The following is a 12,222-nucleotide window of genomic DNA, read 5'->3' on the forward strand; positions in this document are numbered from 1 at the left end:
GAGCCATCCGGCAAAAACAAACCGGATGGCTCCTCACTACTCACTCCTCACTAAAGATGAACATACTTATACTGGGGTCGGGTGGACGAGAACACGCCTTTGCGTGGAAACTAGCACAAAGCCCATTGTGTGACACGTTGTTTGTTGCGCCGGGCAATGCCGGCACAACACAGGTAGCCACCAATTTGCCCATTTCCTACAATGACTATCCGGCAGTAGCGAAAGCCGTTCGGGATAAAAACATAGCGCTGCTGATTATTGGTCCGGAAGAGCCGCTAGTGAAAGGAATCGTCGATTTTCTGCGGCAACAACCTGATTTAGCCGACCTCCGCATCGTTGGGCCAAACGCACAGGGTGCGCAGCTGGAGGGCAGCAAGGATTTCTCCAAGCAGTTTATGCAGCGGCACGGCATACCGACGGCTGCCTCACGTACCTTTACCATAGACAGCCTGCAGGAAGGGCTGGACTATCTGCAAACGCACGTGCTGCCGGTTGTACTGAAAGCAGATGGCCTGGCGGCCGGTAAGGGCGTTATCATTGCCGAAACGGTAGCAGAAGCCCAGGCAACCCTGAATGACATGCTTGCCGGTCAGCGGTTTGGTGATGCGGGCAGCAAAGTCGTAATTGAGCAGTTCTTACGGGGTATCGAGCTATCCGTATTTGTGCTGACCGACGGGGTAAGCTATAAAATTCTCCCCGAAGCAAAAGATTACAAACGCATTGGCGAAGAAGATACCGGCCCCAATACCGGTGGTATGGGGGCGGTGTCGCCGGTTGTATTTGCCAGCCCTTCCTTCCTGCAAAAGGTAGAAGAGAAAGTGGTGAAGCCTACCTTGCTGGGCTTGCAGCAGGATGGTATTCACTACCAGGGTTTTATTTTCGTAGGCTTGATGAAGGTAAATGGTGAGCCGTTCGTTATCGAGTACAATACCCGTATGGGAGACCCGGAAACGGAGGTAGTCCTGCCCCGTATTCAAAATGATTTTGTTGAATTGATGGTGGCTACCGCCGATGGTGAACTCGACAAAATCCCCATGCGCATATCTCCCCAAACGGCCGTTACAACAGTACTGGTATCGGGCGGTTATCCCGGTGAATACGCTACGGGTAAAATCATTTCCGACCTGGAGCGTTTAGAGGATATAATGGTGTTCCACGGCGGAACGCTCAGTAAAAATGGACAGGTATTAACCAATGGTGGTCGGGTTATGGCCATAACGGCGCAGGCAAACTCGCTCGAAAATGCCGTCAGGAAGTCGCAGGAAGCGGCCCGGATGGTGCAATTTGAAGGAAAACAGTACCGTAAAGACATCGGGGTTGACCTGATTCGGTACGCAGACTAGATTATGAGCTACGAGTTATGAAGGATAACGAGCCGCCCATGCGGTACAACACCAGCGTACACTAATTCATAATTCATCACTCATAATTCATAACGATAGAACTTATGAGTTGTAAATCATGTGCCACCGGCGGATGTGGAACCCAGAAAGGGGCATCTGACGGGGAGAAAACGGCTACAGCCGGATGCGGAAGTGGTGGTTGTAGTACGGGGGGCTGTAATAAATTGAATTCATTTGACTGGTTGAGCGACGTGGCTATGCCCGGCATGAACCGCTACGATGTCGTTGAAGTAAAGTTTAAGGGTGGTCGGAAAGAGTACTACCGGAACGTGCATCAGCTCGACCTGACTACGGGCGATTATGTGGTGGTAGAAATGCCCTCTGGTTTTCACATCGGGGCCGTATCGCTCCAGGGAGAACTGGTACGACTGCAAGTGAAAAAGCGGGCGGTAAAAATTAATGACGATACAAAGGTCATCCATCGCATTGCGACCCAGAAGGACATGGACCGCCATGAACAGGCCGTTTTGCGTGACCTTCCTGCCCTTTACCGCTCCCGTGAAATCAGCCGTGAACTGAAACTGAACATGAAACTCTCCGACGTTGAGTTTCAGTCCGACAATACCAAAGCCACGTTTTATTATTCGTCCGAAGAACGGGTCGATTTCCGGGAACTAATAAAGATGCTGGCCGGTGAGTTTAAGGCCCGGATCGAAATGCGGCAGATTAGTCTCCGTCAGGAGGCCGGTCGGTTGGGTGGTATTGGCTCCTGCGGGCGCGAACTGTGCTGCTCTACCTGGTTAACGGACTTCAAGAACATTGCCACCTCGGCAGCCCGCTATCAAAACCTGTCCCTGAATCCGGCCAAACTATCCGGGCAGTGTGGCCGGCTGAAGTGCTGCCTGAACTACGAGCTTGATACGTACATGGATGCCCTGCGCGACATCCCAACCATCGAGAAGCCACTGGAAACGCAGAAAGGGCGGGCTTACCTGCAAAAAACCGATATCTTTCGCAAGCAGATGTGGTTTGGTTACGGGTCTGAAAGTACCTGGCATCCATTGCCAATTGCCCGCGTGCTTGAGATCGTCGATTTGAATAAAAGAGGTATCATCCCCGAGTCGTTTGACGTGTTGACGCCTATTGGCGAGAAGGAGCACCTTACAGCGGCAACGCTCAACAGTGACTTGCAGAAACTGGATGCCAAATACACATCCCGGTCAGGCAAGAAAAAGAAGAAGCCACGGGGTCCGGAGGGGGGTTCGCCCCGCCCCGCGCCTACCAGTAAGCCATCCTCTTAATAAACAACCCCGGCCCTATAAGGTCGGGGTTTTGTTTTATCGTTTGCCTGCCCGTCTCAGAAATCGCCGGAGTAAAAGGGACTGAACACGTAGTAGGTGCTATCCCGTTTGGCCCGTTTGGGTGCCGTCTGGATATAGAGCACGTAACGGGCTTTTCGGTCGGGCCCATCGGCCCACTCATCGAAGGGCCGTTCGCGGGTATAGAGTTTGTCCACTTCCCGAACGTGCATATCCGTTATCTGCTTTTCATCCACCCGAATACCATTAACGAATAGTTCAATGTCCTTCCGGTACTCGTCGTAAAGCCGCAGGTGTTCATTTTTTGTTCGCTCCACAAACGCCAGTTTGTTGTGGAAAAAAGTTGCTTCCAACAGTTTATTCATCGAAAACGTACCAGAGTGGCCTAGTGGAAAGTCAGATACGGCATTGGCCTGCATAAACTGTTTCCATCGCTCCCGCACGGCATCCTGCTCTTGTGTTTTATGCGTTGTGCTGATGAATACACGGTAAGTTTCTGGATAGGCTTCAGCGCCGGGCATGTCGGTCCATTTCTGGTAAATGAATAGATCAGCTACCTCCTCAAACGTCAGCGACGACAATGATTCAGCCGACGCAGGGCTACCATTGATGAATAGTTTCGTCTGACCGACTTCGACCGCTTTGATTGACAGGTGGTTATTGCGGATACATAAAACTTCAGGATAGCGGCTTACTGACATAACCGTTACCTTCCGCCCGTTGATTAGCTGAGTTTTATCGAAGGTGGGTAACGAAGCCATTCGCCACCAGGGCTTATTCGGCTTCTCAAGTTCTGCCGCCAACACACGGGTGGCGTTAGTAAGCGAGAAGGGAGGAATGTCACGCTTAACGAACTCACGATCATCGTCCGTTTGACTATGCCGACAGGCCATGGCCATAGCCCCCATCAACAACATCCATATTCCGTACCGCCAGCAGGCAAAAGAGCCGGAACGCTGCCCATTCATCATCCCCACGCGCTGACGAAGACCGGGGTCACTAAACTGGTTGGTAAAGGCGTACATAAGCTCAGTTATCTTCAGTGGTATAAATCAACAGTGCCGAAACAAACGATTCTTTTTTAGCCGGGTTGGTTGTACTGCAATTTCTTAACAACAGTATACAGTTGGTTTACTTTTTTACGTCTCAGCATTTCTCACTTGCGGATTTATTGAGCATGCGGGAGTTCAGCTGCGACTTACTGAAATGATTGGTAACTGTCGATTGCCCGGCCGATAAACTTACTTTTACCAGATTGTATTGGTAGGCTCTGGCATCGACACCCTCGGCAAGTACGGTTTGATCGGCGCTGAACTCAAGCGTTTGGTGTAGCAGGTGACGAAACAGATAAGCCGCCGGGTTAAACCAGAAAAGAATACACACTAGCTCAGCCCCCAGCATATCCAGACTATGCTGCTCCCGAACGTGGACCCGTTCGTGCCGAAGAATCTGCTCCAGTTCATCGGATGTATGGCGGTCAGGATTGAGTACTACCCAGTTGAAAAACGAGAAAGGCGAGGTTACGGCATCATTCCGTACCAGCGTAAAATCTTCGTACGGTTCATGCACCGACTGACGGATTAACCTTCCGAGTGAGATCAGTTGCACACCCAATCGAATGAACAGTACCAAACCAACCGCTGCGTACATCAGCAAAAATACCATTGGCCACGACCACTTGACAGTAGCAGCCTGATGTTGAAAAGCCGGGTAGGTACCCCGATTGGGAAATGTGATTGTTACCTCTGGTTTTGGCGTGTCTACATCCGAGAGGATTTTCGGTACGAATACCTGAGCTGTGCGGTGCATGACGGTTCGCACGGGCTGCGGTCGCCAGTCGGGCAGTTCGAGCAGGGGTAGCAGCAGGGTAGCCAGTATCCCCAGCCAAAGCACCAGCCGGTTGGTTCTGAAAAACGTTTCGCGCCGGAGTAACACGTAGTACGCGAAACTAATAACGGCCAACAGCGCATTGACCAAAACGACATAACGAAGCGTTTCCATTTTACAAAAAAGTCATTAGTGATCACCAGGTAGCCATTCGATGGTCATTGATAGTCATTGATAATTGAACGAAAAACGACTATCAATGACCGTTAAATAACCAACAATGACTACTGAATGACTACTTTTTCTCAATCATAGCCAGGATTTCCCGAAGCTCTTCGGCCGAAATTTTCTCGTTCTGAGCGAAATAACTCACCAGGTTTTTATACGAGTTATCGAAATACTCGTCGACCACTTTTTTCAGCACAAACTTGTTCTGGTAGGCTTCCTTACTGATAATGGGGTAATACTCGTGCGTGTTTCCGTACGCCTTGTGGCCGATGTACCCTTTTTCTTCGAGGTTACGGACAATGGTGGAGACGGTATTATAGTGCAGCGGAGGATTGGTAAACTGCGGAACCATATCTTTTACGTAGCCCTGTTCCATCTTCCAGAGCACCTGCATTACTTCTTCTTCTTTGGCGGTTAGTTTTTCCATAAAACAAATCTAAAACTATTTATATCGTTTGCAAACTATTTGAGTAGTTTTTTAGCATTTGAAAAGCCAACCGCCCCGTCGTAGCTTTGTGTCTAAATTTGTGGGGGATGTTTATGAAACAGCTGGCACTCGTAATACTATTGGCATTGGCAATCGTCGGTTGCGACACAAACGCGGTTTATAAAGAGTATACGGACATAGAGGATGGGAAGTGGTACATCAAAAATGCACCATCGTTCACCTTTGACATCAAAGACGCGTCAATCCCCTACAATATTTATTATAACCTCCGCAACAGCCTGTCTTACGGGTATTATAATCTCTATCTGACCCGGTATCTGCGTGATTCTACGGGCAGAGAGCTGGAATCCCGGCTGGATGAGCTGATCCTGATGGACCCCAAAACGGGGAAGCCAAACGGCGATGGTATCGGTGATATTTTCGACCATAAGTTTCTGATGAAACGCAATTACCGTTTCCCGAAACCCGGTCAGTATACCATGCAGATTCGTCAATATATGCGACAGGACCCGTTGCTCAATGTCCTTAGCGTGGGAATTACCGTAGAAAAAGCGGGTACAGCCAATTAATCCGATCAAGAAATTGCCCCCGCTTTTCGATTTATTCCGCAAGAATCGTTTGTTTTTTTTCGGCTATGGTCTGATGCTGCTCATTGTGGGCATCCTGCAATTTACTTATACACAGGAGCAGTTAATGCAATGGGTCAACATTCGCAATACTCCGGCAGCCGATTTGCTTTTCCCCTACATTACCTATCTGGGCGATGGTGCATTCTTTGTCTTCGTCTGCCTTATCGTACTGGTTTATAATCGTCGTATCGGCCTGATGACTTTGGCGAGTTTCGCCTTATCCTCCCTGGCATCGTTGTTTCTGAAAACAATCGCATTTCCCAACTCACCCCGGCCGCTGCTTTATTTTGAGCACTCAACCTATCAATACCATATCATAAAAGGCCTGGAGATTCACAGCTATAATAGTTTTCCGTCCGGTCATACCACAACGGCTTTTGCGCTATTCAGCCTGTTTGCTTTTCTGGACGAGCGGAAAAGCAGGAGTCTTTTTTTTCTCCTCCTGGCTTTTTTGACAGGCTATTCACGGGTGTATCTGTTTCAGCACTTTGTGGAAGATACCTACGCTGGATCATTGATAGGCACTATTTCCTCCATTATTGTGTATACAGCCCTTCATTCCTGGGCCCTCAAGAAAAGACAAACGGACGAAAACTAGATGCTCGTTTGCCTATATTTGCCTGAGGCTTCGCCGAACCATTGCCAAAGCGGAGCCGTTACTTCGTTATTGAATACAAACAACGCGCTTCGACAAATTCTCTCTCATGAGTGACGCTATCAAACATGAGTGCGGCATAGCCCTGATTCGGCTCCGCAAACCTTACCAATATTACATCGATAAGTACGGCACGGCGCTCTACGGTGCCAACAAGCTCTACCTGCTCATGGAAAAGCAGGTGAACCGGGGGCAGGATGGTGCAGGTATCGCCAACATCAAACTGGACGTTCCGGCCGGCCGTCGCTACATCAGCCGCTACCGCTCCGTCGACCAGCGACCTGTAACGGACATCTTTGAGAAAGTCAACAAGAAATTCCGGAAGGCACTCAAAGGCAACAAAGAAAAAGCAAAAGATGCCCAATGGCTCCAGGAAAACATTGCCTTTACGGGCGAGGTCTGGATGGGTCACCTGCGGTATGGCACGCACGGCGCCAACGAGATTGAGAATTGCCATCCTATGCTTCGGCAGAGTAACTGGCGCAGTCGGAATTTAGTGGTAGCCGGAAACTTCAACATGACTAATGTTGACGAACTGTTCGGCAAACTCGTTTCACTGGGTCAGCATCCGAAGGATAAGGTTGACACCGTGACGGTGATGGAGAAAATAGGCCACTTCCTGGACGAAGAAAACCAGCGCGTTTTCGAGCGATTCAAGGGAATCTACGAAAACCCCGAATTATCGGATATCATTGAAGACAACGTGAATCTTCAGCGCGTGCTGCACCGCTCCTGCCGAGATTTCGACGGAGGCTACGCAATGGTAGGTATGACTGGCTACGGGGCGGCTTTCGTAGCCCGCGACCCGGCCGGTATTCGCCCGGCTTACTACTATGCCGACGATGAAGTGGTAGTAGTGGCTTCGGAAAAACCAGCCATCAAAGCCGCCTTCAACGCTGAATACAGTGAGATCAAAGAAGTAAAACCCGGCCATGCACTCATCGTTGATAAATATGGTGAGTACCGGGAGCAGGAATTTGTCCGACCAATCGAGAAGAAGTCGTGCAGTTTTGAGCGCATCTACTTCTCAAGGGCTACCGATCCTGACATTTACAACGAGCGCAAGACACTGGGGAAATTACTAATTCCACAGATTCTCAAAGAAATCGACTACGATCTCGAAAATACCGTCTTCTCCTACATCCCCAACACCGCCGAAACGGCTTTCTTTGGCATGGTGGAAGGATTGGAAGAGTACCTCTATAAACAGCGAAAGAAAGCGATTATGGAAGGCATTCTGTTTGAGGAAGAACTGGATAGGGTACTTTCATTCCGCCCGCGTATCGAAAAACTGGTTGCTAAAGACGTAAAATTACGGACATTCATCGCCGATGATGCCCAGCGCGACGACATGGTAGCCCATGTGTACGATACCACCTTTGAGGTTATCAAAAAGGGGACAGACACGATAGTCGTTGTCGATGATTCAATCGTACGCGGTACTACCCTGGAAAAAAGTATTCTGCGAATGCTGGACCGGTTAGGCCCCAAGAAAATCGTTATTGTCTCTTCTGCTCCCCAAATTCGCTTCCCGGACTGTTATGGCATCGACATGTCGAAGTTCAAAGAGTTTATTGGATTTCGGGCAGCACTGGAACTGATTCGCGAGCGGGGAATGGATAGCTTACTCGACGAGGTATACGCACTATGCGTAGCCGCTATTGAGTCGGGCAATGCCAGTCAGGAGAATTACGTGAAGGCACTGTTCGATCCCTTTACACACGAAGAACTATCCAAAAAGGTAGCGCAGATCATTACCCCTGCTGATCTGAACGCCGAAGTAGCGGTGGTGTATCAAACCGTTGACAATCTGCACGTTGCCTGCCCAAATCATACCGGCGACTGGTATTTCACCGGCGATTATCCAACCCCCGGCGGTAATAACGTCGTCAACAAAGCGTTCGTAAACTTCATGGAAGGCAAGTTGGTACGAGCCTACTGATTTTGAGGAGTGAGAAGCGAGGAGTGAGTAATAGGAGAATGAACGGGTACTGCCCGTCTTCTTATTACTCACTCCTCGCTCCTATTACTACCTGCTCCATTGCAGCGCATTCACGTTAGCACCAATTTTCCTGCCTTCGGTCAATCCAGTCTCGTTGTCCTGCCGGGTATGAATATTTCCATAGAAGCGTGAATCTGCCGATTCCTGAGCAGATTGTGCGAATGAAGTAAAGGACCTGGCCTTGAATGCTACATTACGCATTGGGTCATTGATTCGGCCAACGTGCGAATCGTCCACGAAAGCAAAATTTTCGCCATATAAAGTGGTCAGTACAGTAGCGGCCGATGCGGACTGGGTAGCATGCCCCGATGGATAACCGGGAAAGGGAGGAGCGGGCCAAAAAGGAGTCCAGTTGGGGTCAATAGCCAGCCGAACGTACGTGTAAGGGCGTAAATTATTATAGGTAAACTTACACCGCCAGCACAGCACAAAGGCATCGGCAATCGAAATGCCCGTACGCGCAAAGGTTTCGGCAGCTTTAGCCAGATCTGCTTTGGACGTTAGGATAGCGATTAGGCCCAGATTATAGGAATGGCCGGGAGGAGTAAACGAATCGCCGGGATTATCAGACCACCAAAGGGCTATCTCCTTTTCGGTCTGGGTCAGACTTTTCGACTTTGTGTATACATCCAGATACTGGCTGAAAATTTCTGATTTGGTATCGGTTGAGTACGGTAATGGTTTGGGCATCGGCAATTCATTATTTGTCTTTACAAACGTCCTGACCGTACCCCAGTAGGGTTGCATGGGAATCCGGATACCATTTTCGGTAGGTTGCCACATACCCGCCCCCGTTGCCACTACGTAACTTGTGGGAAAGTTACGGTTGTACCCGGCATCACCGCCATCGGTCTTCGACCATTCATATAGTGTACGGGCAATACTTTTGCCAAAGGCCACCGACCGTTCATTCACTGTCTCGTCAGCCTCTTTAAAGGCAATGCGAACTGCCGTTTCGAGGGAGTCGACCGTAGCGTTAGAGGCTGCACTCATGTTCAAATAGAGACTGCGTAGGATTTCGGCCTGCGCGGCATTGGCGCTCAAGGCCCAATTATACACTTTGCCTGCTTCGGGCTTAGGCAGTGCTGATAGCCCCTGTAATTGCCCCGCTAGTGATTTACGGGTAGTAATGCCAGGCACTACCGATTCATACATCGTCAATCCGGCATAGCCAAAAGCGCGGGCAGCCACTGGAGGAGTGAAACCATCTGTTATTTTAGTGAGTTTTAACTGCAACGCAGCCCATTTGACGGCCACATCGTTCGTGTACTGATCGGTAGTTTTACCACCTGGCAACGCAGGTTGAACATCGTCGACAGGTTGCACCTGACAAGCTTGCAACAAGAATACAAAGAGGAGGGTAATAAACTCCCTCCAGTGGTTGCGGCTGCTTCGGCAAAAGACGAACCGTTTTAACAGATTTACAGAAAAAGGATGGAAACTTTTTTTCATGGTGTATGTAGTGAAATAGGATAAAGAGTTTTTCTATATGACTCAAAACCAATGACAAAGTAGCAAAAACATTGCCAGATTAATTGAAGAGCACCAGGCTGCTTACGGCCAGATTATTATCGGGCTGACTTTCGCTGTACATTTGATAACCAAAGAACTATAGTTTAACGATGCGTATTCCCGAAGAAACAGTTGAACGAATTCGTCAGTCTGTCGACATTCTGGAGGTGATAAATGACTTTGTTTCCCTCAAGAAACGAGGTAGTAATTATATAGCCTGCTGTCCGTTTCACAATGAGAAGTCACCATCATTCAACGTAAACCCAACCCGGCAGATATACAAATGCTTTGGTTGTGGCAAAGCGGGTGATGCCGTTCGCTTTGTGATGGACATTGAAAATGTCGGGTATGGAGAAGCGCTCCGGTATCTGGCAAAAAAGTACGGTATAGAAATTGAGGAACAGGAGCAGACTCCGGAAGACCTCCTGCGGCAGAACGAACGGGAAAGTTTGTTGATCGTTCTGAACTTTGCCAAAACATTTTTTCAGGAAACGCTGCTTACCACGGAGGAGGGGAAAAGTATTGGCTTGAGTTATTTTCGGGAACGGGGATTCACTAACCCTACTATCGAAGCATTTGAATTAGGCTATACCCTCGATCAGTGGGATGCTTTGCTGCAAGAGGGACTGCGCAAAGGGCACAGCCGCGATTTACTCGAGAAAGCCGGCCTTATTCTAACCAAAGATGGAACATCGGGTAACGACCGCAAACAGTTCGATCGGTTTCGGGGGCGCGTTATGTTTCCCATTCATAATGTATCGGGTCGGGTAATAGCCTTTGGAGCGCGGATTCTGAAAGCAGACAAGAACCAGCCAAAATATCTAAACTCACCCGAAACACCGGTATACCATAAAAGTCAGGTTTTATATGGCATCTTCCAGGCAAAACAGGCTATTCGACAGGAGGATGTCTGCTACCTCACAGAAGGCTACACGGATGTCATTTCGCTGCACCAGGCGGGTATAAAAAACGTAGTTGCTTCTTCCGGTACCTCACTCACGACTGAGCAAATCAGACTCATTTCCCGCTTCACACCAAACGTTACCATTCTTTACGATGGCGATGCCGCCGGGATTAAAGCGGCCCTGCGTGGACTTGATATGGTGCTTGAGGAAGGTCTTAACCTGAGGCTACTGTTACTACCTGACGGCGAGGATCCTGATAGTTACGTTCATAAAATTGGTGCCGATGCGTTCAGAGCCTATATCAATGAACATTCCCAGGATTTCATTGACTTCAAAGCGAGCCGGTGGCTGACCGAAGCGGGTGACAATCCACTAAGGCGGGCCGAGGGCATTTCGGATGTGTGTAGCAGTATCACCAAAATACCGGACCCGCTCAAGCGTCAGACATTATCGCAGCGTGTCGCTCAGTTGTTTCATGTTAGCGAACAGTCCGTTATTTCTGAAATTAACCGCCTGCTCCGAAAACAGCAGGATCAAAACAAGAAAGATGTCGAGCGGCATCAGCGAACTGCGGGCTTAAACAAGCAACCGACTACCTCAAGTAATACTTTAAGTTCAGTCGATCCGTCCCTCGATGATATAAACTCACTCTTGGAGGGATTAAGCATTGAGGCACACGTAAGCGACGACCCCAGGCCGCCGGCTGAGTTTATTACTCAGACACACCAACCGCCAGAAAAGTCGGTTAGAACACCTATATCGTATCAGGAGGAAGAATGCGTGAGGTTGTTGATGAATTATGGCAGTCGGGAACTGGAGCAGGGTATAACCCTGTGTCAATACGTGTTGAGTGAACTGCACGACATTGAGTTTCAAACATCCCCTTTCTCCATTATTCTTGCTCTATATAGGGAAGCGTATAACAAGGGTACTATTCTGACAGCCAGTGATTTTCTGAATTACCCGTCACATAGTACTGAACAGCTTAACGAGAATGAACTTCAGCATCAGGCCATTCACCTGACTACTCCTCGCTACGAAATCAGTGATGGCTGGCAAAAGCACGAAATCTTTGTGCCATCGGAAGCAGAAATTGGCATTCTGGCGGATGCGGCTTATCGAAATATTTTGCGGATCAAGAAGATGCTTGCCGAGCAGCGGATGACTGTTCTACAGCAGTTAATCCGTGAATCAGGTAATAGAAAGCCCGAAGAGACTGATCAGCTCTTGACAGAGTTTATGCACTTTAAACGGATAGATATCGAAATTTCGAGCCTTCTGGGAACTGTCATCTCAGGATGAAGTACCCAGCAAAGGACAAGTCCCAGTATCACCGGCAGGAACTTACCTCTAT

10 protein-coding genes are annotated in these 12,222 nt (G+C 49.0%); 6 read left to right on the plus strand and 4 right to left on the minus strand.

Features of this window, described 5'->3' with window-relative positions; genetic code table 11:
• The first annotated feature begins 56 nt into the window (after positions 1–56).
• Together purD and B157_RS0120345 are read left to right on the plus strand one after the other, a co-directional pair.
• Positions 57–1,343 carry a phosphoribosylamine--glycine ligase gene (purD, locus tag B157_RS0120340; RefSeq protein ID WP_026308832.1) on the plus strand — a complete coding sequence of 429 codons (1,287 nt, stop codon included), beginning with the start codon at positions 57–59 and terminating at the stop codon, positions 1,341–1,343.
• 257 nt (positions 1,344–1,600) lie between these two features.
• Entirely contained in the window at positions 1,601–2,644 is a 1,044-nt protein-coding gene (locus tag B157_RS0120345) for a PSP1 domain-containing protein (protein WP_020605151.1), read from the plus strand.
• A gap of 56 nt (positions 2,645–2,700) precedes the next feature.
• Here the strand turns inward: B157_RS0120345 and B157_RS0120350 are convergent, their stop codons facing one another.
• From B157_RS0120350 to B157_RS0120360, 3 genes are all read right to left on the minus strand, one after another.
• Entirely contained in the window at positions 2,701–3,687 is a 987-nt protein-coding gene (locus B157_RS0120350) for a hypothetical protein (protein WP_020605152.1), read from the minus strand.
• 121 nt (positions 3,688–3,808) lie between these two features.
• Complete coding sequence (locus B157_RS0120355) at positions 3,809–4,663, minus strand: M56 family metallopeptidase (RefSeq protein ID WP_020605153.1); 855 nt, start codon at positions 4,661–4,663, stop codon at positions 3,809–3,811.
• A 121-nt stretch (positions 4,664–4,784) separates the two neighbouring features.
• Complete coding sequence (locus B157_RS0120360; protein WP_020605154.1) at positions 4,785–5,144, minus strand: BlaI/MecI/CopY family transcriptional regulator; 360 nt, start codon at positions 5,142–5,144, stop codon at positions 4,785–4,787.
• Between the two features lie 113 nt (positions 5,145–5,257).
• Between B157_RS0120360 and B157_RS0120365 the strand changes: the two genes are divergently transcribed.
• From B157_RS0120365 to B157_RS0120375, 3 genes are all read left to right on the plus strand, one after another.
• On the plus strand, positions 5,258–5,734 hold the full coding sequence (locus B157_RS0120365; protein WP_026308834.1) for a gliding motility lipoprotein GldH: 477 nt from the start codon (positions 5,258–5,260) through the stop codon (positions 5,732–5,734).
• Positions 5,735–5,747: 13 nt separating this feature from the next.
• On the plus strand, positions 5,748–6,392 hold the full coding sequence (locus B157_RS0120370) for a phosphatase PAP2 family protein (protein WP_020605156.1): 645 nt from the start codon (positions 5,748–5,750) through the stop codon (positions 6,390–6,392).
• 106 nt (positions 6,393–6,498) lie between these two features.
• Entirely contained in the window at positions 6,499–8,391 is a 1,893-nt protein-coding gene (locus tag B157_RS0120375) for an amidophosphoribosyltransferase (RefSeq protein WP_020605157.1), read from the plus strand.
• Positions 8,392–8,478: 87 nt separating this feature from the next.
• Here B157_RS0120375 and B157_RS0120380 read toward each other — a convergent pair whose 3' ends face one another.
• Positions 8,479–9,903 carry a vanadium-dependent haloperoxidase gene (locus B157_RS0120380; protein WP_084761848.1) on the minus strand — a complete coding sequence of 475 codons (1,425 nt, stop codon included), beginning with the start codon at positions 9,901–9,903 and terminating at the stop codon, positions 8,479–8,481.
• Between the two features lie 170 nt (positions 9,904–10,073).
• Between B157_RS0120380 and dnaG the strand changes: the two genes are divergently transcribed.
• The gene (gene dnaG, locus B157_RS0120385) at positions 10,074–12,170 is read left to right on the plus strand and encodes a DNA primase (RefSeq protein WP_020605159.1); all 2,097 of its coding nucleotides are present in this window, start codon (positions 10,074–10,076) and stop codon (positions 12,168–12,170) included.
• Positions 12,171–12,222: the final 52 nt, after the last annotated feature.

It is taken from the genome of Spirosoma spitsbergense DSM 19989 (assembly GCF_000374085.1).
GTDB classification, from domain to species: Bacteria; Bacteroidota; Bacteroidia; order Cytophagales; family Spirosomataceae; genus Spirosoma; species Spirosoma spitsbergense.

Bases quoted from the DNA above. Each gene is read 5' to 3' on its own strand.
- purD (WP_026308832.1), top strand. From the start codon at position 57: ATGAACATACTTATACTGGGGTCGGGTGGACGAGAACACGCCTTTGCG.
- B157_RS0120345 (WP_020605151.1), top strand. From the start codon at position 1,601: ATGCCCGGCATGAACCGCTACGATGTCGTTGAAGTAAAGTTTAAGGGT.
- B157_RS0120350 (WP_020605152.1), bottom strand. From the start codon at position 3,687: ATGTACGCCTTTACCAACCAGTTTAGTGACCCCGGTCTTCGTCAGCGC.
- B157_RS0120355 (WP_020605153.1), bottom strand. From the start codon at position 4,663: ATGGAAACGCTTCGTTATGTCGTTTTGGTCAATGCGCTGTTGGCCGTT.
- B157_RS0120360 (WP_020605154.1), bottom strand. From the start codon at position 5,144: ATGGAAAAACTAACCGCCAAAGAAGAAGAAGTAATGCAGGTGCTCTGG.
- B157_RS0120365 (WP_026308834.1), top strand. From the start codon at position 5,258: ATGAAACAGCTGGCACTCGTAATACTATTGGCATTGGCAATCGTCGGT.
- B157_RS0120375 (WP_020605157.1), top strand. From the start codon at position 6,499: ATGAGTGACGCTATCAAACATGAGTGCGGCATAGCCCTGATTCGGCTC.
- B157_RS0120380 (WP_084761848.1), bottom strand. From the start codon at position 9,903: ATGAAAAAAAGTTTCCATCCTTTTTCTGTAAATCTGTTAAAACGGTTC.
- dnaG (WP_020605159.1), top strand. From the start codon at position 10,074: ATGCGTATTCCCGAAGAAACAGTTGAACGAATTCGTCAGTCTGTCGAC.